We start from the raw sequence: 26,295 nt of genomic DNA on the forward strand, positions 1-26,295 counted from the left end.
CGCAACGCATGGACCTGATCGCCAACCACATCACCCATCGCTTCGGCGAGCTCGCCGTGCTCGACGACGTCTCGTTCACCGTCAGCGCGGGCGAGGTGGTGGCGATCGTGGGGCCCTCGGGCTGCGGCAAGAGCACGCTGCTGTCGATCCTCGGAGGCCTGTTGCTGCCGACCTCCGGCGCGCCCGAGCTGCGTGGATCGCCGCCGGCGGACAGTCTCAATCCGCTCACCTTCGTGTTCCAGGACTTTGCGCTGCTGCCCTGGGCCAATGTGGAGGAGAACGTCGAATTCCCGCTGCTGCACACCCAGCTCTCGCCCGTGCAGCGCCGCGCGCTGGTCGACGACGCCTTGCGCCGCACCGGCCTGACCGATTTTCGCAAAACCTATCCAAAGCAGCTTTCCGGCGGCATGCGCCAGCGCGTCGGCATTTCGCGTGCGCTCGCGGTCAGGCCGGCCATTCTCCTGATGGACGAGCCGTTGTCGGCGCTGGATTCGCAGACCCGCGAACTGCTGATGGAGGATTTCGTCCGGCTGCTCGCCGATGGCGGCATGGGCGCGGTCTATGTCACCCACAATCTCGAAGAGGCGGCGCGGCTTGCCGACCGCATCGTGGTGCTGTCGCGGCGTCCTGGCCGCATTCGGGAGGTCGTCAGCGTGCCGATGACGCGCACTGAGCGCGGTGACATTGCAGCCCGTGAAAAGCTGCTCGCGCTTCAGAACCAGATCTGGTCGCTGATCCGCAACGAGGCGATCGATGCCGAGCGCGAGGTTCAGCATGCTTGATCGCGCTCCGGCGGGACCATCTGCGAAGGATGAAGCGGTCCGACGCGTCCGCTTTCGCGGCGCCGGCTTCGTGCCGGCGAGCAGCCGTTTCGGCGGCTGGATCGCGCTCGCGCTGGTCATTGCGATCTGGCAGGCGGCCGGCAGCACCGGCCTGGTCAATCCGCTGTTCCTGCCGCCGCCATCGGCGATCGCGCGGGCGATCTACCAGCTCGCGATCTCGGGCGCGCTGTGGCAGCACCTTTCCGCGTCGCTCCTGCGCATCGGTGTCGGCTGGCTGCTCGGCACGGCGGCCGGTGTCGCGGTTGGCTTTGCCATCGGCCTCTCGCGGCTGGCGCGCAGCGTCGGCATCACCTTCATCTCGGCGCTGTTCCCGATCCCGAAGATCGCGCTGCTGCCGCTGTTGATCCTCTGGCTCGGCATCGGTGAAGAGCCGAAGATCGCGACCATCGCGCTCGGGGTGTTCTTCTCGACCGCGATCTCGGTCTATAGCGGCGTCGACGCGGTGCCGCGCAATCTCATCCGCATGGCGCAGAGCTTCAACGTGCCGTTCGCCACCATCGTGCGCAAGGTGGTGTGGCCGGGCGCGCTGCCCGCAATCCTCGCCGGCTTCCGCATCACGTCGTCGGTGGCGCTGCTGCTCGTCGTCAGCGCCGAGATGATCGGCGCGCAGTACGGCATCGGCGCGTTCGTGCTTCAGGCCGGCAATTTGATGCAGACGGATCAGCTGCTCGCGGGCGTGGTGATTTTATCGGTGTTTGGGTTGATCGTGGGGCGGGTGATCAACTGGCTGGAGATACGGCTCTTGCACTGGCGATAGCCGCAGTCACCGCAGCCGTAGGGTGGGCAAAGCGAAGCGTGCCCACCAATTGTTTCATCGCTCGCGGAGATGTGGTGGGCACGGCGCGTTGCGCCTTTGCCCACCCTACGAGACCGGTGTCGTCACGCGTTCCCGCGATCCTCCCGGAACAAATCCAGCTTCTGCTGCACGGGGCGATCCGAGAAGCTGAACAGCACCGCATCCATGTCGGCCTCGTGCGTGACCCATTGCCAGCTCGGCACCACGAACAAATCGCGCGGGCCCCATTCGAAGGTCGAGTCCCCGATGCGGGTACGGCCGTGGCCTTCGATCGGACAGAACACCGTTGCGTCCGTCGAACGATAGCGCGCGGTCTTGAAGCCCTTCGGCAGCAACTGGACGAACGTGCCGATGGTCGGCATCGCGAAGTCGCCGGTCTCGGGGTTGCTGAATTTCAGCTTCAGCCCGTGACAGGCGTCCCACTCCTGGCTCGTGCGGGCTTTCTCCAGTGCCTCGCGCGTGTAGGCATAGGGATAGCTGAAGATCGGCGACGTCTTCGAGCTCCGCTTCACGTCGACCGGCAGTAAATTGTGGCCGTAGCGCGCAAAACTGTCGCCGGCGGGCCTTGTGATCTTCTGCTGGTCCTCGTTGGAGCCTTCCGCGAAAGAGCAGTCGAAGAACTGCACCAGCGGAATGTCGAGACCGTCGAGCCAGAACATCGGCTGGTCGGTCTCGTTGGAATGATCGTGCCAGGTCATCGACGGCGTGATGATGAAGTCGCCGGGCTCCATCGCGGTGCGCTCGCCGTCGACCGCGGTGTGGGCGCCCTTGCCTTCGAGCACGAAGCGCAGCGCCGATTGGCTGTGCCGGTGCGCGGGCGCGACGTCGCCGGGCACCACCATCTGCACGCCGGCATAGAGCGACGTGGTGATTTTCGACTGCCCGCGCAGGCCGGGATTTTCCAGCACCAGCACGCGCCGCTCGGCTTCTTTTGCCGTGATCAGCTTGCCGGCTTCGGTCATGTAGTCGCGGATGATGTCGAACTTCCACAGATGCGGCCGGCAGGCGCTCTTCGGCTCCGGCGTGATCAAATCGCTCATGACCGTCCAGAGCGCGGTGAGGTTCTCGCCGTCGATCTTCTTGTAGAACGCCTCGCGTTCCGGCGTCTTGGTCACGGCTTCCATGGTGCGGCTCCCGTCGTTTTGTTGATTGACAGTATACTTACGATCTAGGTAGCGTCAACGTGCGAACAAGAACGAAACGGGAGGTTTCCGATGAAGCTGCACGGCTATTTCCGCTCCAGCGCCGCCTACCGGGTACGGATCGCACTGAACCTGAAAGGTCTCGGTGCCGAGCACCTGCCGCATCACCTTCGTAAGGGCGAGCAATGCGCGCCGGCCTATCTCGCCATCAATCCGCAGGGCCTGGTGCCCGCGCTCGAGAACGATGCGGGCGCAGTGCTGACCCAGTCGGTCGCCATCATCGAATGGCTCGACGAGACCCATCCCAACCCGCCGCTGTTGCCGGGGGATGCGTTGCAGCGCGCCAAGGTGAGGGCGTTTGCGCTGGCGATCGCCTGCGACACTCACCCCGTACAGAATCTGAAGGTGCTGGCGCGGCTGCGCGAGCTTGGCCTTGCCGAGGAGAAGGTTCAGGACTGGGCGGCCTGGGTCAACCGCGAGGGCCTCGCGGCCTGCGAGACGCTGATCAGGGCCGAGCCGGGCCCGTTCTGCTTCGGGGATGCGCCGACGCTCGCCGATCTCTGCCTGGTGCCGCAGCTCGCCAATGCCCTCCGCTTCGGCGTCGACGTCTCGGCCTATCCGCGCCTGCTTAAGGCGGAAGCCGCGGCCAAGGCGCTGCCGGCGTTCGTCAACGCCGCGCCGGAGAACCAGCCCGATGCCGAGTAAGCCGCCTCCGATCACGATAGACGCAGTCTATGCCGCGCCGGGCTATCTGTTCCGGCGCATGCAGCAGATCGCGGTCTCGATCTTCATGGAGGAGTGCAAGGCGTTCGACCTCACGCCGGTGCAATACGCGGCGCTGATCGCGATCCACACCCACCCCGGCATCGACGCGACGCGACTGTCCGCGGTGATCGCCTTCGACCGCTCCACGCTCGGCAGCGTGATCGAGCGGCTTCAGGCCAAGGATTTCGTCGAGCGCAGGCCGGCGCCGGAAGACAAGCGGATCAAGCTGCTCTATTTGACCAAATCAGGCGCGGCGATCCTGCGTGACATCATTCCCGCCGTCGAACGCGCCCAGATGCGGATGCTGGAGCCGCTCAAGCCGGCGGACCGCAAGGCACTGATGGGGCTCCTGGCGCAGCTCGTCGATCTCAACAACGAGGCGTCGCGGGTGCCGCTCCGGGCGGAGGACGCGCTGGAGCATCTGGGGAAGGCGCCTTAATCCTGGTTGTCATTCCCCGCGAAGGCGGGGAATCCAGTACGCCGCAGCTTCTCTGCATAACTCGCCGTCTCGGAGTACTGGATCGCCCGCCTTCGCGGGCGATGACAGCGGAGGCTCACATCCGCAACAGCGCCTGCCGGTCGATCTTCCCCGTGCCGGTCTTCGGCAGCTCGTCGATGAAGATCACCTCGCGCGGATATTTGTAAGGAAGCAGCTTGCCCTTCACGTAATCCTGCAGCCTGCGGGTCGCTTCGCTCTGATCCGCCGCGCGGGTGTTCATCACCACGACCGCCTTCAGGGTCATGCGCCGGTCCGGCAGCTCGGCGGCGAACACCGCGCATTCGCGGATGTCCGGGTGGTCGGCGAGGCACAGCTCGACCTCGAGCGGGTAGACCCACTGGCCGGAGATCTTGATGAGATCGTCGGCGCGGCCGCGGAAGAAGTGAAAGCCGTCGGCATCGCGGACGAAGCGGTCGCCGGTGTAGATCCAGCCGCCTTCGCGGATGGTCTCGGCGGATTTGTCCGGCCGGTTCCAGTATAGCGGCGTGTTGGAATCGCCGCGCACCCACAAGATGCCTTCCTCGTCGTCGGCGACATCGCGGCCGTCCTTGTCGCGCAGCGCGACCTCGTAGCCGGGCACGCGCAGGCCGGCGGCGCCAAGCTTCTTCCGCTCGGGACGGTTGGAGAGATAGATGTGCAGCACCTCGGTCGAGCCGAGGCCTTCGACGATCTCGAGACCGGTGAGCGTCTTCCAGCCATTGAAGACGTCGGCCGAGAGCACCTCGGCGGCCGAGAGCGCCATGCGCAGCGACGAGAAGTCGGTCTTGTCGGCCCCCTCGGCCTTGGTCAGCGATGTATAGAGCGTCGGCAGGCCGAAGAAGACCGTCGGCTTGTACTGCTCGATCGCCGAAAAGATCGCCGCGGGCTTGGGCTGGCCCGGCAACAGCAGCGTCGTCGCGCCCGCCGAGAACGGGAAGGTGATCGCGTTGCCAAAGCCATAGGCGAAGAAGATTTTCGGCACCGAGAAGCAGATGTCATCCGGCGTCAGCTTCAAGACGTTCTGCGCAAAGGCGGCCTCACTATAGGCCATGTCGTGCTGGAGATGCACGATGCCCTTGGGCCGGCCGGTCGATCCGGACGAGTACATCCAGAACGCCATCTCGTTGCGATGCGTGTCGGCTTCCGCGAGTTCGGCCGGAAATTGCGGGAGCCAGCCGGCGGCAGAGACGGCGTTCGGTGCGGCGTGATCGCCCACCGCGCCATTGACGACGATCAGCGTCTGCAGGCCCGTGTCCTTGCAGGCCTCGGCGTTGAATCGTGCACAGAACTCGGCATCCGCCACCGCAACAGAAGCGCCGGAATCGGCGAGATAGAATTGCAGCAGATCCGGCGGCGTCAGCGTGTTGATGAGCAGCGGCACGAAGCCGGCGCGCACCGCGCCGAAGAACGCGGCCGGATAGGCCGGGGTGTCGTCGAGGAACAGCAGCACGCGGTCGCCGCGCTCGAGGCCGAGCGAGGCAAAGCCGTTGCCCCAGCGGCAGGCTTCCGCGCAGAGCTCCGCGTAGCTGCGCGTCCCCGCGGGGCCAATGAGTGCGAGCTTGTCGCCGCATCCTCTCGCGAGATTGTCGAACAGCACGCGGCTGGCATTGTAGACCTGCGGAACGGAAAAGCCGATCTCGCGCGCGCCCGCGCAGTCGGCGGGCACCTGGTCGTTAATCTGCCCGCTCATGCCTCGTCCCCACCGTTCTTGGCGGCTTCGTAGCGCGCCATGAAAGCCGGCGACATCGCGCGCAGGCGGGAGTCGTCGATGCGGCCGGAACGGGTGATGTAGCTGTAGGCAAAGTCCATCAGGCCCTGCTGCATGTGCTGAGCAAAGTGCTCGTACCAGAAAGCGCTGGTCCGCGCGGCGTTGACGAGCTTCTGCACCACCGGCTTTCGCGCGGCCTGGTAGCGATGCAGGGCAGTGGAGAGATGGGCATCCGACTCCAGCGCCTTGACCAGCGCAATGGCGTCCTCGATCGCGAGCCGCGTGCCCGAGCCGATCGAGAAATGCGCCGAGTGCAGCGCGTCGCCAAGCAGCACCATGTTCTTGAACGACCAGTGCTCGTTCCAGACCCAGGGGAAGTTGCGCCAGACCGATTTGTTGGAGACCAGCGAGCGGCCGCCGAGCGTGTCGGCGAACACCTCCTCGCAGACACCCTTGGACTGCTCCACGTCCTTGTAGGCGAAACCGTAGGCCTGCCAGGTCGCGTGATCGCATTCGACCAGGAAAGTGCTCATGGTCGGTGAGTAGCGGTAGTGGTGGGCGTTGAAGGCGCCGCGGTCGGTCTTCACGAAGGTCTGCGACAGCGTGTCGAAGCGCTTCGAGGTGCCGTACCAGACGAACTTGTTGGAGGAGTAGGACAGCGAGGTGCCGAAATCGCCCTCGAAGGCGCGGCGCACCAGCGAGTTCAGCCCGTCGGCAGCGACGATCAGATCGTGGCCGTTGAGCTGGTCAATCGCATGAATTGGCGTGTCGAAGCGCGGGGTGACGCCGACATCGAGTGCGCGCTGCTGCAGGAACCGCAACAGCTCGAGCCGGCCGATCGAGGAGAAGCCGACGCCGTCGATGGCGACGCTGTCGCCGCTCAGGTTCAGGGTGATGTTCTCCCAGCTCTCCATATGCGGCGCGATCGCGTCGACCGTCTCGGGGTCGTCGGCGCGCAGGAATTCCAGCGCCTGGTCAGAAAACACCACGCCAAAGCCCCAGGTCGCGTCGGCCGGGTTCTGTTCGAACAGGTCGACTTGATCCTCGGGGTGACGCTTCTTCCAGAGATAGGCGAAGTAGAGCCCACCGGGCCCCCCGCCGATCACGGCGATCCGCAACGTCTGTCCTCCCTGATTGACAGTATACTTACTATCTAGGGGTAGACTAATGTGCTCGGGTCGCCCGCGCCAGCGGAATTATCGGCAAGGCGCGCGGCACGCCGAAGCTCACGTCCGGACGCGCGTTTGGCGCGTGTCCGGAGCAGTGACCTTGCGAAGCATAGCCAAACCGTGGCGGCTTGGCCATCCGCCCCGTCAGACGCAGCGCTTCACGTAGACCCCGTCCACCAGCACCCCTGGTAAAGCGGACCACCGGATGGCACGCTTCTCTAGCGCGCAGCGAACGGCGCCAGCACGTCCTTGCAGGCGGGCGACAGCGACGCGGCGTTGCTGGCAATGCATTGGATGATCCGACCGCCACCTGGCGCCACGCTGCCGCACAGCGTGCGGACATCCTCGCGACATGCGGACTGGACGATGAACAGCTCTTCGCGTGGCCGCAGCGGGCGCAGCACGATCACGGCGGGCGCGGCTGCCGGTGCAGCTGCCGCAGGAGCTGCGCCCGCAGGTGCCGCCGTTGCTGCCGCGCCACCGCCGGCCGCGGCGCTCACGGCTTTCTCGCAGGCCGGCGAAACCTTTGCCTTGTTCTTCTCGAGGCATTCGAGCGCAGGCGCGCCGCCCGGTGGCACGCTGGCGCACACCTTGGGATAATCGGCGCGGCACGCGCTCTTGACGGCAGCGACCTGCGCGCTGCTCGGCTGTTTGGCTGCAGCGGCGGCTGCAGCAGCCTTGGGCGCGGCCGCCGCAGCCGGCTTTGCGGCGGGAGCGGTTTCAGCCTTCGGCGCGGCAGGCGCGGCCTCCGCCTTGGGTGTAGCAGCCTCCTTGGGGGCAGCCTCTTTGGGTGCAGGCTCGGTCTTCGGCGCGGCTTCGGTCTTCGGCGCCGCAGCAGGCTCGACGGCGCGAACCGCGGTTTGGCATCCCGAGGATAGGCTGGACATGTTCTTCTGCAGGCATTGATAGGCCTCCACGCCGCCGGGCGTGACGCTCGCGCAGTGCGCTATGAAATCCGAGCGGCATGCGGAGCGGATGGCGCTCTTCTGCGCCTCGGTCGGTGCTTGCGCGAATGCGCCTGCTGCAGTTGCGAAGAGAGCCGCCGCCAGCAACGCCCCGCGTGCTGACGCATGTTTCAACGTGTTGAACATCCGAGTGAATCCTGCCCTGTCGGTAACGCCGACATTTTTTCAAAAGTGATGCAAACAATCGTCGCGGGTGATGCCGCGCGCGACATCATTGGCCGCCGCGACCTCTACCGCAAGTAGATATTGGCGTTGCAATTGCGACGTAACTAGGTCGTCAGAGCTTGACCATCCGCTTGCCGCGGTTCTCGCCCGCCAGCAATCCGATCAGCGCCTTCGGCGTGTTCTCGAGGCCGTCGATGATGTCCTCCTGCACCTTCAGTTTGCCGGACGTGACCCAGGCCTGGAGATCGGCGAGCGCACGCTGGCTTTCCTTCATGTAGTCCATCACGATGAAGCCCTGCATGACGAGCCGCTTCACCACGATCAGGCCGGGCACGCCGCGCGGGCCGTGTGCCGAGGGCGCGCCGTCATATTGCGAGATCGCGCCGCAGCACGCGATGCGGCCGTAATTGTTCATCTGCGGCAGGCAGGCTTCGAGAATGTCGCCGCCGATATTGTCGAAATAGACGTCGATGCCCTTCGGAGCCGCCGCGCGCAGCGCCTTGAACACCGCGCCGTCCTTGTAGTCGACGGCGGCATCGAAGCCGAGCTCGGAGGTCAGCCAGTTGCACTTGTCGGCGCCGCCGGCGATGCCGACCACGCGGCATCCCTTGATCTTCGCGATCTGCCCGACAATCGAGCCGACCGAGCCCGCGGCCGCGGAGACTACGACCGTCTCGCCCTCTTTGGGCTTGCCGATCTCCAGCAGGCCGAAATAGGCTGTGAGGCCGGCGATGCCGAACACGCTGAGCAGATGCGTCATCGGCTCGAGCTTCGGCATCTTGGTGAGATGTTTGGCGGGCACTGCCGCCAACTCCTGCCAGCCGGTGTCGCCGAACACGATGTCGCCGGGCGCAAGCCCCGGCGCCTTCGAGCTGATGACCTCGGCGATGGCGCCGCCGGCCATCACGCTGTTGGCTTCGACCGCTGAGCGATAGGTCGCGCCGTGCATCCAGGCGCGGTTGGCGGCGTCGAGCGAGATGTATCGCACGCGCAGCAAGGCCTCGCCGTCCTTCGGCTCAGGCACCACACCCTCGACCATCTTGAAGTGCTCGGGACCGAGCTTGCCGCTGGGCTTTTCCACCAGAAGAATCTGACGATTGACGCTGCCGCTCATGATGTTTCCCCTCGGTCGTTGACGATTATTGATGCAGCTGCCGCAAGAAAAACGTGCAAGCCGCTTTCGTTGTGCGCTGCATGCAGGCTAGATCGCGGGCGCCAGTTTCGCAACGGGAACATCCGCCCCGACGGTCGCACGCCAAGCGTGTTGCGCAGCCGTCATATCTGCGACATCATGAAGCGATCGGTGTAGCGGGGGTGTTCAATGTCGAACAGGTTTACGCAATTCATTCTGGTGGCGATGGTGCTGGGCATCATCATGGGCGCGGCGATCTACAATTTCCTGCCCGACACGCGGGGCGACTGGGCCTCGTCCATCAACCTGATCGCCGTGATCTTCCTGCGCCTGATCAAGATGATCATCGCGCCGCTGGTGTTTGCGACCCTGGTCGGCGGCATTGCTCATATGGGTTCGGGCTCCAAGCTCGGCCGCATCTTCGCCAAGACCATGGGCTGGTTCGTCAGCGCCTCTTTCGTCTCGCTGATGCTCGGCCTCGTGATGGTCAATCTGCTCCAGCCCGGCGCGAATTTCCCCGGTACGCTGCCTGACAAGGCGCAGTCGACCGGCCTGCCGGTTTCCGCCTTCTCGATCGAAAAATTCCTGACCCATCTGATCCCGACCTCGATCGCGGATGCGATGGCGCAGAACGAGATCCTGCAGATCGTGATCTTCGCCGTGTTCTTCTCGGTGGCGATGGGCTCGATGCCCGAGCGCTCCAAGCCGATCCTGGCGCTGATCGACGACATCGGCCACATCATGCTCAAGGTGACGGGCTATGTGATGCTGTTCGCGCCGTTCGCGGTCTGGGCCGCCATCACCGCGACGGTTGCCAAGAACGGCCTGCTGGTGCTCTGGAAGCTCATCGTCTTCATGGGTGGCTTCTATCTCTCGCTCGCGCTGCTGTGGGGCATCCTGGTGGTCGTAGGCTTCATCGTGATCGGGCCGCGCTACGCCCATCTGCTGAAGCTGATCCGCGAACCGCTGATGATCGCGTTCTCCACCGCAAGCTCTGAAGCGGCCTATCCGAAAACCCTGGAGGGGCTGAACAAGTTCGGCGCCTCGTCGCGGATATCGAGCTTCGTGCTGCCGCTCGGCTATTCCTTCAATCTCGACGGCACGATGATGTACTGCACCTTCGCGAGCATCTTCATCGCGCAGAGCTATCACATCGACATGCCGCTCGGCACGCAGCTCGCGATGCTGGCGACCCTGATGATCACCTCGAAGGGCGTCGCCGGCGTGCCGCGCGCCTCCCTCGTGGTGATCGCCTCGACGCTGTCGCAGTTCGGCATCCCCGAGGCGGGGCTGTTGATGATCATGGGCATCGACACCTTCCTCGACATGGGCCGCAGCGCCACCAACGTGATCGGCAACACGCTCGCGACCTCGGTCGTGGCCAAGTGGGAGGGCGAGCTCGGGCCCGAGCACGAGCTTGGAGCGGGCGATGCCGTGCCGGGGGACATGATTCCCGGCGAAGTGCCCGCGATGGCCGGCCATTGATCGGAGTGCATCATGCGCCTTTCAATGGCGATATCGGGCGGCCTCTTGCTGGCAGCGTGCCAGCTGGCCACGGGTGCCTCCGCCCAGACGACCGGCGGCAGCGAAGGGCTTAGCCCGACGCTGTCAGCCATCAAGACCGCGCACACCGTGCGGCTCGGCTATCGCGAGAGCTCGCCGCCGTTCTCCTTCCTCGACCAGGCCAACCGGCCGATCGGATACAGCCTCGAGCTCTGCGAGGCTGTCGTCGAGGAGATCGGCGTCGAGGTGGATGATCCCAATCTGAAGATCGCCTACGTCAAGGTCACCTCCGATGACCGCATCGACGCCGTGCTCCAGAACAAGATCGATCTGGAATGCGGCTCGACCACGGCCAATGCCGAGCGCGCCAAGCGTGTCGCCTTCTCGCCGCTGATGTTCGTCGCCGGCACCAAGCTGATGGTGCCGAAGGCCTCCAGCGTCCAGTCACTGACTGATCTGAAGGGCAAGACCATCGTGGTGACGAAGGGCACCACCAACGAGCAGGCGATCCAGGCGGCCGACAAGAAGTCCTCGTTGGGACTGACCATCGTTGTCGGTGCCGATCACGAGCAGTCATACCAGATGCTCGTCGACGGCAAGGCCGATGCGTTCGCGACCGACGACATCCTGCTGTCCAGCCTGATCGTGCGCCACAAGGCACAGGACAGGTTCCGCGTCACCGGCGATTACCTGTCCTACGACCCCTACGGCATCATGTTCCGCAAGGGCGAACCGCAACTGGCGGCGGTGGTCGACCGTACCTTCCGCAAGCTCGGCTCCAACCACGACCTCGTTCCGCTCTACAACAAATGGTTCACCGCACGGCTTCCGACCGGCGAGCGGCTGAACGTGCCGATCTCGCTGCAGCTAGAGGAAGCCTTCAAGGCGATGGACGATTCCGCGAGCGCGAATAACTAGCGCTTGTGCGACGAGCGCCGCTGCGTCCTCTCTCCTTACAAGGCAGGGCAATTGCATATCGGGTGCACGATGCGGCCGCATCGGCAGTGGGCTCCCTCTCCCGCTTGCGGGGGAGGGCTGGGGTGGGGGTGTCTCCGCGTCGGGATTGCCGAGAATTGCAGAGGATGTCCCTGTGTGGTGAGAGCCCTCACCCGCCGCGCGCGGGACGATGCTGCGCATCGCCCGGGGCGCGTCGGCCTCTCCCGCAAGCGGGAGAGGCGGAGCAAGCCCGCGGTCCTCGTGAAATCCATATGCGATTGCCCTGGCTTACCAGCGGAGAGGGCGCAGCAACGATCAGCGCGCGCTCACGCGCCGGCGGGCACCTGGTCCAGAAATCCCGTGATGCTCCTGATGCGGCCGTCCTTCAGCACGGCGAAATCCGTCCCCTTGATCGGGCTGTCGATGCCATCGGGACCAAGGCCCCAACTGAAGCGGACATGGTCGCCGTAGCCGTTGGGCTCGCCGATCAGCTTGAACTTGAAATCGGGAAAGCGCTGCTGCACGCCTGCGATCAGCGCATCGACGCCGTCATGGCCGTCGCCCTTCATCAGGGGATCGACATAGCTCGCATCCGCCGTCCAGTTCTGGCTCAGCAGTTCGCGCCGGCGATCGGCTGCACGTTCGTTCCAGAGGTCGATATAGCGGCGGGCGATGGTGATCGGGTCGGTCATTGTCGTCTCCTTCGATGGCGCCGTGTCGTTCGGCTGACATGACTATCGAAGGTTTGCGCGCGCTGATCGATTACCTCGGAGGTCATGCGCATGATCCGGGAAAGTGTGAAGCGGTTTCCCGATCGGATCATGCGCCGACAAGCGCGCGCAAATGTTTGTCGCGAACTTACTTGGCCGCAGTGACCATGATTTCGACGGTGTATTGTGCTGCCGCGAGCTTGGCTTCGACGGTGGCGCGCGCCGGCGTGTTGCCGGGCGAGACCCAGGCGTCCCACACCGCGTTCATCTCGCCAAACGTCTTCATGTCGGTGATGTAGATCGTGGCCGAGAGCAGCTTCGACTTGTCGGTGCCCGCTTTGGCGAGATGGCTGTCGATGGTCGCCAGGATGTCCTGGGTCTGCTTCGTCACGCTTTCGCCGGCGGCGTTGTTGGCGACGACACCGGCGAGATAGACAGTGTTGCCGTGCACGACGACCTGGCTCATGCGCGGGCCGGTTTCAAGACGCTGAATGCTCATTGGGGGTCTCCTTTGAATGGCGGCCCTGTCTAGCGCAGCGGCCTGCCCTGTGCCACCCCAGGCACGCATGCATTGCCAGGCACGCATGCGTTGGCGATGCCTGAGTTGCGCTTCAAGGAAACTGGCCGAAGAACGTCCAGATTGTCTCGGCGGCGTCGATGTCGCCGTTCTGCGATCCGAGCAAGCTGGCGGCGACCTTCGGGAAGCGCGCATCCGGAGAAAATCCGGGCATGCGGTGCCCCCCTTGATTGATGCGATAAAGCACGACGTCGTGCCCCTCAGGACAGCGCGAGGAGATCCGCGTCACCGTGGACTGGTCTGCGGGCGCCCTGTCGGGCAAATCGGTCATGTCGGAATTATCGATCTCGCAGCCGTTGAGTTTGCGCCAGAACGCAAGCGTCTCGTCGGTGGACCAGAAACCGTCTGCGGCATAATAGCTCGATCCGCGGCCGCCCTCGTAGGGGACCAGCGGATCGGCCGTGCCATTCATCAGCAGGATCGGCAGCGGCCGCGACGGATGGCACGTAACTGCGGTCTCGTCGGTGAGGTTCATGCTCACGCTCGCGCCGGCAGCAAACAGATCGGCGCGGGCGCAGACCAGCGTCATCGCCATGGCGCCGCCATTGGAGATGCCGGTGACATAGACGCGGCGAGGGTCGGCGGTGCCGTTCGCCACCAGCTTCTCGACCAGCTTTGCGATGAAGGCGACGTCGTCGGTGCCCGCGGGCGGACCACGGAGCGCCGGTCCCGCCTTGGTCCGCGCATCGGCCCAGACGTGGTTGAGGCCATCAGGAAAGACCACGGCAAACCCCTCGCGCTTTGCGACCTGCGGCCACGCCGTCCGCGTCATCATGTCGGCGCCGCGCTGGGTCTTGCCGTGCAGCACGACCACGAGCGGCACCAGCCGCTTCGCCGGCAATTGCACAGCGTAGGACCGCTTCACGCCGTCGATATCGATCGTATCGGCGGACGCAGCCGGGGCGGCGGCCAATGCCGCAACAAGCGCCGCGATGCGCAGCCGCCGCCGCATCATCTAGCCCACGGCTTTCGCCGCGGCCCGGCCTGCATTGCGGCCCGAGAACAGGCAGCCGCCGAGGAACGTGCCTTCCAGCGAACGATAGCCGTGCACGCCGCCGCCGCCGAAGCCGGCAGCTTCGCCCGCTGCATAGAGGCCGGGAATGACGCTGCCCTCCTCGCCGAACACGCGCGAAGAGAGGTCGGTCTCGAAACCGCCCAGCGTCTTGCGGGTGAGGATGTTGAGCTTGACCGCGATCAGCGGCCCTTGCGCGGGATCGAGGATGCGGTGCGGGGAGGCGGTGCGGATCAGCCTGTCGCCGATATAGCGCCGCGCATTGTGAATGTTCATCACCTGCGCATCCTTGACGTAAGGATTGGCGATCTCACGGTCGCGCGCCTCGATCTGCATCTTGATCTGCTCGAGCTTGAGGAGGTCGCTGCCGGCCAGCTTGTTCATGGCCGCAACGAGATCCTCGATCTTGTCGCGCACGATGAAGTCGACACCATGGCTTTTGAACGCTTCCACCGGCGCCGGTGCGCCCTTGTTGGTGGCGCGCTTGATTGTCATGCGCCAGCTCTTGCCGGTGAGGTCGGGATTCTGCTCCGAGCCCGACAGCGCAAACTCCTTCTTGATGATGCTCTGGGTCAGGATGAACCAGGAATAATCGTAGCCGGTGGACATGATGTATTGGAGCTGGCCGAGCGTGTCGGAGCCGGGGAAGAGCGGCGCCGGCAATCGCGTGCCGGTGGCGTCGAACCACATCGAGGAGGGGCCGGGCAGGATGCGGATGCCGTGGCGCGGCCAGATCGGTGACCAGTTCTGGATGCCTTCGACATAATGCCACATGCGGTCGCGGTTGATCAGCCGCGCGCCTGATTTTTCGGTGATGCCGATCATGCGGCCGTCGACATGCTCCGGCACGCCGGAGATCATGAATTTGGGCGGCGCGCCGAGCCGCTTCGGCCAGTTCTGCCGCACCAGCTCGTGATTGCCGCCGATGCCGCCGGACGCCACGATCACGGCTTGCGCCTTCAACGCAAACTCGCCGACGACGTTGCGCGAGGAGCTTTTTCCCCGCTCGACATTATCCGGGGCGAGAATGGCACCGCTGACGCCATCCACCGTGCCGTTGGTGATCGAGAGCGCATCGACGCGATGGCGGAACCTGAAGCTCAGCCGGCCGCTCCTGAGGGCCTCGCGCGCGCGGTGCTCGAACGGCTCGACGATGCCGGGCCCGGTGCCCCAGGTGACATGAAAGCGCGGCACCGAATTGCCGTGGCCCATCGCATCATAGCCGCCGCGCTCGGCCCATCCGACCACGGGAAAGATGCGATGGCCCATCGCGCGCAGCCACGCGCGCTTCTCGCCGGCCGCGAACGCCACATAGGCCTCGGCCCATTGCCGTGGCCAGAAATCCTCGTCACGGTCGAAGCCGGCGGTGCCGAGCCAGTCCTGCATCGCCAAGTCGAAGGAGTCCTTGATGCCGAGCCGGCGCTGCTCCGGCGAATTGACCAGGAACAATCCGCCGAACGACCAGAACGCCTGGCCGCCGAGCGACTGCTCGCCCTCCTGGTCGACCACGATCACGCGCTTGCCGGCGTCCGCGATCTCGGTTGCGGCCACGAGGCCCGACAGTCCTGCGCCGACAACGATGACGTCAGTCTCTTCAGCCATCTGTACGGCCATATGTTGCCCCCTCCATGTGTTCCCCCTCCACAGGTTCCTCCCTGTAGTTGCCCGGATTGAAGCCGGCGGTTGCAACTGAGATCAAGAGTACGGCGCGTAAGACATCGTTAACTTGTTCCACTTCGGGAAAAAGACCGGCTGAGTGCAGCGCCGGCGCAACACTGGATTTGAATTTGTTTTGAGCGAGCCGGCATGCCTAGACAAAACCGCGGTTACGACGGACCCTAGCAGGGCATCACCACCTGACACACAGATTCGAATTCGACTGGGGCGGGGGCCAATGAAGTTTCTGACGGGGTTGCTTGCGGCGGTTCTCCTGATCGCGAGCATGGGCGCTTCTCACGCGGTGGTTCGGATCGCGGATGACCGCGGCGGCCGGATCGGAACCTACGTCGACAAATACCAGGACCTGCGACAGTCGGGCGACACCGTCATCATCGACGGTCTCTGCGCCTCTGCCTGCACCATCGTCCTCGGCGCCATCCCGCCCGACCGCATCTGCGTGACGTCGCACGCGACATTGGGCTTCCACGCAGCGTGGGATTTCGGCAGCAACGGCCGTGCCGTCACCAATACCGAAGCGACCCAGATGCTCTATGCGATGTATCCCTCGCAGGTGAAGCGCTGGATCAATCAGCGCGGCGGGCTCACCCCGCATATGCTGTTCCTGAAGGGCCGGCAGCTCCAGGCCATGTACAAGCCCTGCTACCTCGACGCGCAGGCCTCGGCCAACAAGCCGTCGCGCGCGCCACTCCCGCAAGCGGATCGGCTCGAATCCGCCCGGGGCCAGCTGTTGCACTGACGTCCTCGGCCTGACGGGATTCTTTGCCAGCCAGTGCTGCCTTGCCCGCAGGCGGGGCAAAGCTTATCTGAACGCTCGGGAAACTCACGTTTTCACCCCGATCGTTGTCATGGCTCAACCACTGCACCCCGCCCATCCTGTATCGGACAATTCGCCCACTGCCGGCCGGATGCCGTTCGTGCTGCTGTTGGCGGGTGCCGGCGTCGGCGGCCTGGTCGTGCTCGGTGCGCTCGCGCTCTGGTTCCACTATGGCAGCCAGGTGTTCTTCGAAATGATCAGGACCGGTTTTGCCGCCTGCTTCTGACCCGCGACAGGAAGTTTTCCGCCCATGAGTTCCACCGCCCGTCCGCTGGTGATCGCGACCGCCTTCGCCGCAAGCCTCGTCCTCGGGCTCCTGATCGTATTCTGGGCCATGGGCGGGGTCAGCAAGGTGGCGCAGCCGGCCGCGATCGGCGGCCCGTTCCAGCTCACCGACCAGAACGGCAAGCCCGTCACCGACAAGAACCTGAAGGGCAAGCCGACCTTGATCTTCTTCGGCTACACCCATTGCCCCGATGTCTGCCCAACCTCGCTGTTCGAGATCTCGGAAGTGCTGCGCGCGATGGGCAAGGACGCCGACAAGGTCAACGCCGTCTTCATCTCGGTCGATCCCGAGCGCGATACGCCGGGGACGATGAAGGATTATCTGTCGAGCTTCGACCCGCACCTCGAAGGCCTCAGCGGCGATCCTGCCGAGACCGCCAAGGTGATCACCTCCTACCGGGTCTACGCCAAGAAGGTCCCGACCAAGGACGGCGACTACACCATGGACCACACCGCGCTGATCTATCTGATGGACCGCGACGGTCGCTTCGTCTCGCCGTTCAACCTGAAGCGCACGCCGGAAGAAGCCGCAGTGGACTTGAAGCGGTATCTGTAGGCTCCCTATTCGCCGCAATCCGCGCTCGCGTTCCCGGCCGGATGGGCTATAAGGCCCTCCGATCCCAACGAAAATCGTTCATTTTCAGCCGATGGCTCCATCGCAACAGGCGAAATCGTCCAAATCCGCCCGTGGCTTGCTGACCGGGCTGGTCGTCGGCGTCTGCCTGCTCGCTGCTGCGCCATGCGCGCAGGCGCAGGCTCCGGCCAAGCAGCCCCCAACGGCGCCGCAAGCCTCACCTCAGGTCGCGCCCCAGGCTGCGCCGCAGGCCGTGCCGGGCTTCTGGGACCCGCGGCGGCGGCCGGAGCGGCCGGATTTGTCGCGCCTGACCGTGATCCGTTTCCTGACCGAGACCGATTATCCGCCGTTCAACTATACCGGCGCCGACGGCAATCCGGCCGGCTTCAACGTCGATTTCGCACGCAGCCTGTGCGAGGAAATCAAGGTCACCTGCACGGTGCAGATGCGCCGCTTCGAGACGCTGGTCGATGCGCTCGCCTCCAACCGGGGCGATGCCATCATCGCCTCGATGGCGGTGAGCCCGCAGCTCCGCGCCCGGGTCGACTTCACCGATCCCTATTACCGCGTGCCGGCGCGCTTCGCCTCGCGCAAGGACGCGGTGATGCCGGAGATCCGGCCCGAATATCTCGAAGGCAAGAAGGTCGGCGTCATCGCCGGCTCCGCGCATGAGGCCTATCTCAAGGCGATGTTCACCGACGCCGAACTGCACCCCTATCCCAACGACGATGCCGTGCGCGCCGCCTTGCGCAAGGGCGAGGTCGACTTCATCTTCGGCGACGCCATCGCGCTTGCGTTCTGGATCAACGGCACCGATTCCGGCGATTGTTGCGCCTTCTCCGGCGGTCCCTTCGTCGAAAGCCGCTTTTTCGGCGAAGGCATCGGCATCGCGGTGCGCAAGGGCAACGACGTGCTGCGCCAGGCCCTGAACTGGGCGATGTTCCGCGTCTGGGAAAAGGGCCGCTACACGGATCTGTGGCTGCGGTATTTCTCGGTGAGCCCGTTTTAGTTCGCTGCCTCCTCGTTGTCATTGCGAGGAGCGCAGCGACGAAGCAATCCAGAGTGCTTCTGCGCGAAGATTCTGGATTGCTTCGCTTCGCTCGCAATGACGGTGGGTGCGGTTGCACCGTCTCGCAAAATTGCATTCTGCCTGGAAATCGCTATTTTCCGCGCCCCGGAGGCCCTTAGATGTCCGTTGTCGATCTTGCCGCGAACCCGAGCGATCTGCGTGCGCTCGCCGAACAATCCAACGCCTGGCCGTTCGAGCAGGCGAAGGCCATTGTTGCGCGGCTGAAGAAAAGCCCGAAGGACGAGGTGCTGTTCGAGACCGGCTACGGGCCATCAGGCCTGCCGCATATCGGCACCTTCGGCGAGGTCGCGCGCACCTCGATGGTGCGGCACGCCTTCCATGTGCTGACCGAGAACAAGATCAAGACCCGCCTGCTCGCGTTCTCCGACGACATGGACGGGTTTCGGAAAGTGCCCGACAACGTCCCTAACAAGGAGATGCTGGCCGCGCATCTCGGCAAGCCGCTGACGCGCGTGCCGGATCCGTTCTCCAACGAGTACCCGTCGTTCGGGCACCACAACAATGCGCGGCTGCGCGCCTTCCTCGATCATTTTGGCTTCGACTACGAATTCGCGAGCTCGACCGACTATTATACGTCCGGCCGTTTCGACGCGACGCTGCTCAAGATGCTGGCTGCCTACGACAAGGTGATGGCGATCATCCTGCCGACGCTCGGACCCGATCGCCGCGCGACCTATTCGCCGTTCCTGCCGATCAGCAAGACCACGGGTATCGTGCTGCAAGTGCCGATGATCCGCCGCGACGTCGCGGCCGGCACGGTGACCTATGTCGACCCCGATACCAACCAGGAAGTCGAGACGCCGGTCACCGGCGGCAACGTCAAGTGCCAATGGAAGGCCGACTGGGCGATGCGCTGGGTCGCGCTCGGCGTCGATTACGAAATGGCCGGCAAGGATTTGATCGATTCCGTCAAACTCTCCGGTGCGATCGCCAGGGCACTCGGCGCCACGCCGCCGGAAGGCTTCAACTACGAGCTCTTCCTCGACGACAAGGGCCAGAAGATTTCGAAGTCGAAGGGCAATGGGCTGACGATCGACGAATGGCTGCGCTACGCCTCGCCGGAATCGCTGTCGCTGTTCATGTATCGCGAGCCGAAGGCGGCCAAGCGGCTGTATTTCGACGTCATCCCGCGCAACGTCGACGACTACCAGCAGTTCATCGACGGCTTTGCCAAGCAGGACGCCAAGCAGCAGCTCGGCAATCCGGTCTGGCACGTTCACAGCGGCCATCCGCCGAAGTTCGATATGCCCGTCACGTTCCAGCTCTTGCTGACGCTGGTGTCGTCGTCGAATGCGGAGAATGCCGAGACGCTGTGGGGTTTCATTGGCCGCTATCGGCCCGGCGTGAGCCCGCAGACGCATCCCAAGCTCGATGCGATGGTCGGCTATGCCATCAACTATTATCGCGACTTCGTCGCGCCGACGAAGACGTTCCGCGAGCCAACCGAGACCGAGCGCGCGGCGCTGCAGGATTTGCGCGATGCATTATCGCAGCTTCCGCAGGACGCCTCGGCCGAGGACATCCAGAATGTCGTCTACGAGATCGGCCGCCGCGAGCCGTTCCTCGATCCGGTCAAGAAGGGCAAGGACGGCCGTCCCGGCGTGACACTCGACTGGTTCAACATGCTCTATCAGGTGTTGCTCGGCCAGGAAAAGGGCCCGCGCTTCGGCTCCTTTGTCGCGGTGTATGGCGTGCAGAACGCGGTGAACATGATCGACGGCGCGCTGGCGCGGAGTGCGTGAGGCGATTGTAGCGAACGCGTAGCCCGGATGAGCGAAGCGACATCCGGGGTTTTCGCTAGTTAGCCGCACCAGCGGTCCCGGATGTCGCTTCGCTCATCCGGGCTACGGACCTTCAGCCCCCCGCTCAGGTCGACCGCAGCACGTAGCGCCGGTTGTCCTTCTGCACCGGGCGCGCGTTCATCGGGTAGAGCTTTGCGAATGCGGCGACGTCGGTGGCCGACACCTGGATGGGGGTCGTCAACAACAGCCACTCGACCACTTCTGAGCAAGGCGGCGTCGTCAGCGAGCCGGGATAGCGGAAGTAGCTGAGCCTCGTGGGCAGCATGGCGTGGGGATCGATGGTCGAATCCGCCTTCACGGCGGGGCCTTCCGCGGCCGGCATGGTCTTGACGATCTTGCCGAAGGCAGGGTTCGGCCTGCCCTCGGCCATCAGCACGCCGACCACGGCGAGCCCGCCGGCATCGTTGCGGTGGACGAAATGCGCCTCCATCGGAAAATTCTTGCCGCCGATCATGTGCTCGCTCGGCCGGTGGAAATGCACCTGGAGCAGCTTGTATTTGACGTCGCCGAGCGTGAGCGTGCTGCCCTCGGTGAAGTTGAGCTGGATCGTGTGCCCGTTGTTGACGATGGTGTCGGCGCTCTTGCCCCAGTTCAGCTTCAGCGCGGGCAGTTGCGATTTGACCGTCGCCTCGATGTCGATCGGCGATTGTTGCAGGCCGACCGCGCAGGCCTTGTTGGCCGCGTCGAGATCGCCCCATTTGGCGCCGGCGCCTTCATAACTCCAATGCGCACCTTCGGCGGCGAAGGCCGGCTTGCAGAGCGGACAAAGCGCAAGACCTGCGAGGGCCTTCAATGCGTGACGGCGATCCATCATATTCCCCCTGACATGAATTTGCTCGGCAATGAGTGGCCGCAACCTATGCGAGAGAGATGCTGAGTCGCAAGGATGCCCGCGGCGAATGCGGCGCGGCTGAAATCATCGCCCGGTCACGACGCAGGCGAGACGTGATCACTGGCTCGCCCACACGATCCGCGCGATCCAGCCGACCTCGCTCGCTGCCATCCTGCGTTCGGCCTGGGAGGCATCGAGCGGCTGCAAATCCACAGCCTTTGCCGTGCGGCGCTTCAGCGTCGCCACCGTCACCTCGCCTGCCCTGGTCTTCACCACCACGCGATCCCCTTTGCGGATCGGCGCGCCGGGTGCGACCAGGATGATGTCGCCGTCGCGATAGGCGGGCGCAAGCGCTTCGCCGGAAATCTGCAGCGCGAAGCTGTGGTTGTCCTCGGCGGCGGGAAGGGCAAATTCGGTCCATCCCTTGCCGATGGGAAGGCCGGACTCGTCGAAGGCGCCGCTCGCGCCCGCCAGTGCCAAGCCGAGCAGCGGCACCGAGCGGCCGCCGCCTGCCTCGTCGCCGACCAGCCTGGCAAAAATGTCGATCGAGGAATCTGCCGCCGCCAGCGCTTTCGCGATCGATTCGGTCGAGGGCCAGCGCTCGCGGCCGTCGGAGGTGACGCGCTTGGACTTGTTGAAGGTGGTGGGATCGAGCCCGGCGCGCTTGGCGAGGCCCGACGGCGACAAGCCGGCGCGCGCCGCCAGCCGATCCAGCGCGCCCCAGATCTGGTCGTGAGTGAGGATCCTCTGCGCTTTGGCCTGCCTGACCATGAAAGGTCCAGCCCGTCGCAACTCAGGAAAACTATCCTCGAATCAACCGGTTTTCCGCTTTTTGCGCAAGGGGCGCGCTGAGCGTGTTTTCAAGCGAACCGGTTACCGGTTCGCACCAGGAAACGCGTCAAAGCAGGAATTTGGCGCTCCGCTTCGATTTCATCGGAACGGAAATGGCTCTAAGTCTTGAGTTCGGAGGGGGCGGCCATTACGGTCGCGCCCGGGTTTCAGGGACCCGCACGACCCAAAAACCCCAAAAGACTCAACGAGCAAATAGGGCTGCGTAAGCGGTGGTCAAGATCTACAAAATCTGTCCGGCCTCGGCCTGGCGCGAGGCGGAACGGCAGGGCGTCTACCGCGGCAGCGCGGACGATTCGCGCGACGGATTCATCCATTTCTCGACCGCCGCCCAGGTTCCCGACACCCTGCAGAAGCATTACGTCGGGCAGCGCGCGCTGTTCCTGGTCGAGGTCGACGGCGATGCGCTCGGTAGCGCATTGCGCTGGGAGCGTTCGCGCAATGAGGAGCTGTTTCCGCATCTCTATGGCGAACTCGATCTCGGTGCGGTGATTGCCGTGATGAACCTCAACACGCGCTCCGACGGTGGCCACGATGTTCCGGAGCTTGCCCCGTGATCCGCGCTTTCGACGCTCTCTCGCTGCCGGTGTTGCGTTGGCTCGATCCGGAGGATGCGCATCGCCTCGCGATCCAGGGCCTGCGCTTCCTGCCGCCGGGCAAGCCGCACGCTGACGATCCCAAGCTTGCGGTGCGTGCGTTCGGGCTCAACTTCCCCAATCCGATCGGCATGGCCGCGGGCTTCGACAAGAGCGCCGAAGTGCCAGATGCGCTGCTGCGGCTCGGCTTCGGCTTCGTCGAGATCGGCTCGGTGACGCCGAAGCCGCAAAGCGGCAATCCGCGACCGCGGCTGTTTCGTCTGGAACGCGACGAGGCCGTGATCAACCGCATGGGCTTCAACAATGACGGCGCGGAGACCGCCCTGCGCCGGCTCGCGGCGCGCGCGCAGCATGGTGGCATCGTCGGCGTCAATGTCGGCGCCAACAAGGATTCGCCCGACCGCGTCAATGACTACGTCAAGCTGATCGAGACATTTGCGCCGGTCGCGAGCTATTTCACCGTCAACGTGTCCTCGCCGAACACGCCGGGCCTGCGCAATCTGCAGGAAGGCGCGCTGCTCGACGATCTCCTCGCCAGGGTGATCGACGCGCGCGAGCGGGTGCGGCAAAAGGCCGGCGACACGCCGGTGCTGCTCAAGATCGCGCCGGATTTGAGCCTCGCCCAGCTCGACGACGTCGTGCAGGTCGCACGCTCGCGCCGGGTCGACGGCATGATCGTGTCGAACACCACGATCGCGCGGCCGAGCACGCTGCGCGAGGAAATGCGCGCCAAGGAGCAGGGCGGCCTGTCCGGCCGGCCGCTGTTCCGGCTGTCGACGCGGATGGTCGCGGAAACCTATGTGCGGGTCGAGGGCGCATTCCCCCTGATCGGCGTCGGCGGTGTGGACTCGGGCGGCGCCGCGCTGACGAAAATCCGCGCCGGCGCGAGCCTGATCCAGCTCTATTCGTCGCTGGTCTACAAGGGCCTCGGCCTCGTCGACGAGATCAAGCGCGATCTCGCCTCGACCCTATTGCGCACCGGGCGGGATTCTCTCTCCGAGATCGTCGGCTCCGACGCCGCCACGTTGACGGCGGAAGCCTGGCCGGGGATGTAGCTCTTCGCCGCGTAGCCCGGATGGAGCGAAGCCCAATCCGGGATTCTATCCGCGGACGCGAAGGTCCCGGATTACGCTTTCGCTCCATCCGGGCTACGCGTTACAGCGACTGCTTCGAAAACGTCTTCCTGTACAGCGCCGGATAGCGCGCGGCCTGCAAGCCGCCGCGCGAGACGTAGGAGGCGATCAGCGCGCTCCACAGCCCGGCATTGCCGAACGATTGCAGCGCCCACCATGTGGCGAGGAAGATCGCGAGCGAGGCCAGCATCAGATTGCGCATCTCGCGCGCCCAGGTCGCGCCGATATAGATGCCGTCGAAGCCGAAGGCGAACACGCCGGGAATCGGCGCAAGCACGACGAACGGCAGGAATTCCCGCGCGCCGCGACGGACGCTTTCGCTCGCCGTCATGAAATCGATCAAGTTCGGTCCGAACAGCGCAAACAGCGCGGACACGACCAGCGCGAAGCCGAGCCCCCATAGCAGCACCAGCCGGGTCGAATCCGCAAATCCCTTGGCGTCGCGTGCGCCGAGCGTACGGCCGCAAAGCTGCTGGGCTGCGTTCGCAAGACCGTCGAGGAAGAAGGCGCTGACCAGCAGAAAATTGTTGAGAACGGAATTGGCGGCCAGCGTGACGTCGCCAGCCCGCGCGCCCTTGGCGGTGAAAAACAGAAACACCGCGATCAGCGCCGCGGTGCGGATCAGGATGTCGGAGTTCACCGCCAGCAGCCGCATCAGCTTGGCCCGGTCGAACAGCTCTGCGTATGGCACCGCGAACCCGCCGTCCGCATAGCGGCGGCAGACCATCATGCCGAGCCCGAATCCGGCCGCTTCAGACAACAGCGCGGCGATTGCAGCACCTGCGATGCCGGTGTCGTAGACCAGCACCAGCAGGATCGTCGCCGCCGCGTTGACGAGATTGATGACAATTTGGAGCGCGAGCGCCGGATTGGCGCGGGCCTGGCCGACCAGCCAGCCGAGGATGACGTAATTGGCGAGCGCCAGCGGCGCCGACCAGATCCGGATCACGAAGTACGTTTTCGCCGCGCGCGTAACGCCTTCGCTGCCGCCCATCAGGTCGAACAGCCCGGCGGCCAGCGGCAGTTGCAGCACGATCAGGGCTATGCCGATCAAGCCGGCGACGATGAAGCCGCGCACCAGGATCGCGGTCAGCTCGCGCGTCTCGCCGGCGCCGAGCGCCTGCGCCGTGAAGGCAAGCGTGCTCATGCGAAGGAAGCCGAACAGCCAGAACAGGCAATCGAAGATGACGGACGCGATGGCGACGCCGCCGAGCAGCGCCGCGTCGTCCAGCCGTCCGATCGCGGTGGTCGAGACCACGCCGATCAACGGCGTGGTGAGGTTCGCGACCATCGCGGGGCCTGCGATGGCGAAGACCTGACGGGAACCGATCTTCAAGTGAACGGGTGCGTGCATGTCAGAACACGAGCACCATGCCGTCTTCGGCGGCGAGATGGGCGATGTCGTCGAGGCGCGACAGCACATCTTCGCTCATATGGGTGAGCACGAGGCGTTTTGCGCCGATTTCGGGAAGATGCTGTTCCAAGGTCTTCAGGCTGAGGTGATTCTTGACCACCTTCTCGTACATATAGGCCTCGACGATGAAAAGGTCGGCGCCATGCGCCAGCGGAATGAGCGTCTCCGTCCATTCGGTATCGGCGCTGTAGGCCAGCGTGCGACCCTCGGCTTCGATGCGATATGCGAGGAACGGTCCGCCGGATTCGCCGTGCACGACAGGGTAGGGCGTCACCGTCACCGCGCCGAAGCTTCGGCGTTGCTCGGGCGCGAGCTCGACGACCGACAACTCGAAGCGCTGGTTCGTCTTGGAGGAGTGCTCGAACAGCGCCTCCATCACCGCACGCAGCCGCGTCTCGATGCCTTTGGGCCCGGCGATCGTGAGCGGCCGCGTCCGCCGCGAGAATTGTGCGTCGAGCAGGACAAACGGCAGCCCGGCAAAATGGTCGCCGTGGAAATGCGTGATCAGGATGAGATCGATCTCATTGTGCTCGATCTCGAGTCGCTTCAGCGCCGGCAGAGCCGACGCGCCGCAATCGATCAGGAAGTTGGCCTCGCGTCCCGAGACGTGGAAGCAGGTGTTGAGCCTGCCGCCGGATCCGAAGGCGTCCCCGCAGCCGACAAAGCGCAATTGCATCGACTGCTGGCTCCCTAGAGCATGATCCGGAAAAGTGTGAAGCGGTTTTCCGACAAGATCATGCTCAAAACTAACGGCTTACCTGCGCGGCGTGCCGAAAACGCGCATCAGCAGCCAGATCGGGATCACGATGACAGCGCCGAGCAGGAAGTAGCGCCATAGCCAGTTCACGGTATCGAAGCCGAGATCCCACAACCGCTGGAACAGGAGACGAATGCTGGTGAGAATATTCCAGGGATCGAAGCCGATCGCCGCCAGCACGACGCCGACCAGGATCGAGAGCAGCACCAGGCGAAACGCGACCGCCAGCGGCGAGCCGCCGAGAAAGCGGTGCAGGCCATCACTGCGGCCGGCCGGCAAATCTCTGACGTCGTGGGCCATCTCAAACTCCTCAGGGGATTCTACCCTATCATAGGGCAAGGCGGTGGACATGGGGAACCCGTGAGGGGGCGTCAATCGGCTTACGGGATTTTAATTCGGGCAAGGCGGGTCCGCCTTGGTTGTGGGATGATCGCGCCGCAGGCTCGCTGCAACCTCTCCCGCTTGCGGGAGAGGTCGCGCCGCAGGCGCGGGTGGGGGCGTTGGCCACTTGGGGAATCCCACTGCGGGGATTACCCCAACCCCACCCACACCCCCCAACCGGGGGGGGG

27 protein-coding genes are annotated in these 26,295 nt (G+C 64.8%); 13 read left to right on the plus strand and 14 right to left on the minus strand.

Annotated elements, in window-relative coordinates:
- The first annotated feature begins 8 nt into the window (after positions 1-8).
- Positions 9-782: an ABC transporter ATP-binding protein gene (locus AC0L30_RS21650; RefSeq protein WP_219684553.1), complete on the plus strand. Its 774-nt coding sequence runs from the start codon at positions 9-11 to the stop codon at positions 780-782.
- The gene (locus tag AC0L30_RS21655; protein WP_007599348.1) at positions 775-1,599 is read left to right on the plus strand and encodes an ABC transporter permease; all 825 of its coding nucleotides are present in this window, start codon (positions 775-777) and stop codon (positions 1,597-1,599) included. Before AC0L30_RS21650 ends, AC0L30_RS21655 begins: the two co-directional genes overlap by 8 nt.
- Positions 1,600-1,721: 122 nt before the next feature.
- On the opposite strand, the gene gtdA is transcribed toward AC0L30_RS21655, so the two are convergent.
- Positions 1,722-2,762: a gentisate 1,2-dioxygenase gene (gene gtdA / locus AC0L30_RS21660; RefSeq protein WP_473405171.1), complete on the minus strand. Its 1,041-nt coding sequence runs from the start codon at positions 2,760-2,762 to the stop codon at positions 1,722-1,724.
- 90 nt (positions 2,763-2,852) lie between these two features.
- Between gtdA and maiA the strand changes: the two genes are divergently transcribed.
- Complete coding sequence (gene maiA / locus AC0L30_RS21665; RefSeq protein WP_473405172.1) at positions 2,853-3,485, plus strand: maleylacetoacetate isomerase; 633 nt, start codon at positions 2,853-2,855, stop codon at positions 3,483-3,485.
- Positions 3,475-3,984 (plus strand): MarR family winged helix-turn-helix transcriptional regulator, encoded by a 510-nt coding sequence (locus tag AC0L30_RS21670; RefSeq protein ID WP_007599351.1) that lies wholly within the window; start codon positions 3,475-3,477, stop codon positions 3,982-3,984. The genes maiA and AC0L30_RS21670 overlap by 11 nt, the downstream gene beginning before the upstream one ends.
- 115 nt (positions 3,985-4,099) lie before the next feature.
- Here AC0L30_RS21670 and AC0L30_RS21675 read toward each other — a convergent pair whose 3' ends face one another.
- The 4 genes from AC0L30_RS21675 to AC0L30_RS21690 form a co-directional block, all read right to left on the minus strand.
- Positions 4,100-5,713: a benzoate-CoA ligase family protein gene (locus tag AC0L30_RS21675; protein ID WP_473405173.1), complete on the minus strand. Its 1,614-nt coding sequence runs from the start codon at positions 5,711-5,713 to the stop codon at positions 4,100-4,102.
- Positions 5,710-6,849 (minus strand): FAD-dependent monooxygenase, encoded by a 1,140-nt coding sequence (locus AC0L30_RS21680; RefSeq protein ID WP_007599353.1) that lies wholly within the window; start codon positions 6,847-6,849, stop codon positions 5,710-5,712. Before AC0L30_RS21680 ends, AC0L30_RS21675 begins: the two co-directional genes overlap by 4 nt.
- 269 nt (positions 6,850-7,118) lie before the next feature.
- Positions 7,119-7,991 (minus strand): cysteine rich repeat-containing protein, encoded by an 873-nt coding sequence (locus AC0L30_RS21685; RefSeq protein WP_473405174.1) that lies wholly within the window; start codon positions 7,989-7,991, stop codon positions 7,119-7,121.
- A gap of 151 nt (positions 7,992-8,142) precedes the next feature.
- Positions 8,143-9,144, minus strand: a complete 1,002-nt coding sequence (locus AC0L30_RS21690; RefSeq protein ID WP_473405175.1) for an NADP-dependent oxidoreductase — start codon at positions 9,142-9,144, stop codon at positions 8,143-8,145.
- A gap of 207 nt (positions 9,145-9,351) precedes the next feature.
- Between AC0L30_RS21690 and AC0L30_RS21695 the strand changes: the two genes are divergently transcribed.
- Positions 9,352-10,647 carry a dicarboxylate/amino acid:cation symporter gene (locus tag AC0L30_RS21695; protein WP_219684559.1) on the plus strand — a complete coding sequence of 432 codons (1,296 nt, stop codon included), beginning with the start codon at positions 9,352-9,354 and terminating at the stop codon, positions 10,645-10,647.
- A gap of 12 nt (positions 10,648-10,659) precedes the next feature.
- Entirely contained in the window at positions 10,660-11,583 is a 924-nt protein-coding gene (locus tag AC0L30_RS21700; RefSeq protein ID WP_473405176.1) for an amino acid ABC transporter substrate-binding protein, read from the plus strand.
- A 344-nt stretch (positions 11,584-11,927) separates the two neighbouring features.
- On the opposite strand, the gene AC0L30_RS21705 is transcribed toward AC0L30_RS21700, so the two are convergent.
- From AC0L30_RS21705 to AC0L30_RS21720, 4 genes are all read right to left on the minus strand, one after another.
- Positions 11,928-12,293 (minus strand): nuclear transport factor 2 family protein, encoded by a 366-nt coding sequence (locus AC0L30_RS21705; protein WP_007599358.1) that lies wholly within the window; start codon positions 12,291-12,293, stop codon positions 11,928-11,930.
- Between the two features lie 166 nt (positions 12,294-12,459).
- Complete coding sequence (locus AC0L30_RS21710) at positions 12,460-12,810, minus strand: RidA family protein (RefSeq protein ID WP_007599359.1); 351 nt, start codon at positions 12,808-12,810, stop codon at positions 12,460-12,462.
- A gap of 112 nt (positions 12,811-12,922) precedes the next feature.
- Positions 12,923-13,843 carry a CE1 family esterase gene (locus tag AC0L30_RS21715; RefSeq protein ID WP_473405177.1) on the minus strand — a complete coding sequence of 307 codons (921 nt, stop codon included), beginning with the start codon at positions 13,841-13,843 and terminating at the stop codon, positions 12,923-12,925.
- A complete protein-coding gene (locus tag AC0L30_RS21720; RefSeq protein ID WP_473405185.1) occupies positions 13,844-15,502 on the minus strand; it encodes an FAD-binding dehydrogenase in 1,659 nt (552 codons plus the stop codon). It lies immediately after the preceding gene.
- 292 nt (positions 15,503-15,794) lie between these two features.
- Between AC0L30_RS21720 and AC0L30_RS21725 the strand changes: the two genes are divergently transcribed.
- The 5 genes from AC0L30_RS21725 to AC0L30_RS21745 all read left to right on the plus strand — a co-directional run bounded on the left by AC0L30_RS21725 (position 15,795) and on the right by AC0L30_RS21745 (position 20,085).
- Positions 15,795-16,316, plus strand: coding sequence for a Clp protease/crotonase-like domain-containing protein (locus AC0L30_RS21725; RefSeq protein WP_007599362.1), 522 nt, complete (start codon positions 15,795-15,797; stop codon positions 16,314-16,316).
- A gap of 109 nt (positions 16,317-16,425) precedes the next feature.
- Positions 16,426-16,620: a hypothetical protein gene (locus tag AC0L30_RS21730; RefSeq protein WP_219684563.1), complete on the plus strand. Its 195-nt coding sequence runs from the start codon at positions 16,426-16,428 to the stop codon at positions 16,618-16,620.
- A 24-nt stretch (positions 16,621-16,644) separates the two neighbouring features.
- Positions 16,645-17,235 carry an SCO family protein gene (locus AC0L30_RS21735; protein WP_007599364.1) on the plus strand — a complete coding sequence of 197 codons (591 nt, stop codon included), beginning with the start codon at positions 16,645-16,647 and terminating at the stop codon, positions 17,233-17,235.
- A gap of 91 nt (positions 17,236-17,326) precedes the next feature.
- Positions 17,327-18,262 carry a transporter substrate-binding domain-containing protein gene (locus tag AC0L30_RS21740; RefSeq protein ID WP_473405178.1) on the plus strand — a complete coding sequence of 312 codons (936 nt, stop codon included), beginning with the start codon at positions 17,327-17,329 and terminating at the stop codon, positions 18,260-18,262.
- 179 nt (positions 18,263-18,441) lie between these two features.
- The gene (locus tag AC0L30_RS21745) at positions 18,442-20,085 is read left to right on the plus strand and encodes a lysine--tRNA ligase (RefSeq protein WP_473405179.1); all 1,644 of its coding nucleotides are present in this window, start codon (positions 18,442-18,444) and stop codon (positions 20,083-20,085) included.
- 124 nt (positions 20,086-20,209) lie between these two features.
- On the opposite strand, the gene AC0L30_RS21750 is transcribed toward AC0L30_RS21745, so the two are convergent.
- Together AC0L30_RS21750 and AC0L30_RS21755 are read right to left on the minus strand one after the other, a co-directional pair.
- Positions 20,210-20,956, minus strand: a complete 747-nt coding sequence (locus tag AC0L30_RS21750) for a carbonic anhydrase (RefSeq protein WP_473405180.1) — start codon at positions 20,954-20,956, stop codon at positions 20,210-20,212.
- Between the two features lie 138 nt (positions 20,957-21,094).
- Entirely contained in the window at positions 21,095-21,748 is a 654-nt protein-coding gene (locus AC0L30_RS21755) for a S24 family peptidase (RefSeq protein ID WP_473405181.1), read from the minus strand.
- Between the two features lie 290 nt (positions 21,749-22,038).
- On the opposite strand from AC0L30_RS21755, the gene AC0L30_RS21760 reads away from it, so the two are divergent.
- Together AC0L30_RS21760 and AC0L30_RS21765 are read left to right on the plus strand one after the other, a co-directional pair.
- Positions 22,039-22,383, plus strand: a complete 345-nt coding sequence (locus AC0L30_RS21760; protein ID WP_473405182.1) for a DUF952 domain-containing protein — start codon at positions 22,039-22,041, stop codon at positions 22,381-22,383.
- Positions 22,380-23,477, plus strand: coding sequence for a quinone-dependent dihydroorotate dehydrogenase (locus AC0L30_RS21765; protein WP_007599377.1), 1,098 nt, complete (start codon positions 22,380-22,382; stop codon positions 23,475-23,477). The genes AC0L30_RS21760 and AC0L30_RS21765 overlap by 4 nt, the downstream gene beginning before the upstream one ends.
- Positions 23,478-23,577: 100 nt before the next feature.
- Here AC0L30_RS21765 and AC0L30_RS21770 read toward each other — a convergent pair whose 3' ends face one another.
- The 3 genes from AC0L30_RS21770 to AC0L30_RS21780 form a co-directional block, all read right to left on the minus strand.
- Complete coding sequence (locus AC0L30_RS21770) at positions 23,578-24,909, minus strand: MATE family efflux transporter (RefSeq protein ID WP_354200544.1); 1,332 nt, start codon at positions 24,907-24,909, stop codon at positions 23,578-23,580.
- A 1-nt stretch (position 24,910) separates the two neighbouring features.
- On the minus strand, positions 24,911-25,645 hold the full coding sequence (locus AC0L30_RS21775; RefSeq protein WP_354200543.1) for an MBL fold metallo-hydrolase: 735 nt from the start codon (positions 25,643-25,645) through the stop codon (positions 24,911-24,913).
- 78 nt (positions 25,646-25,723) lie between these two features.
- Entirely contained in the window at positions 25,724-26,026 is a 303-nt protein-coding gene (locus AC0L30_RS21780; RefSeq protein ID WP_354200542.1) for a DUF6460 domain-containing protein, read from the minus strand.
- Positions 26,027-26,295: the final 269 nt, after the last annotated feature.

The sequence above is a fragment of the Bradyrhizobium sp. MI1.11 genome (assembly GCF_055811255.1).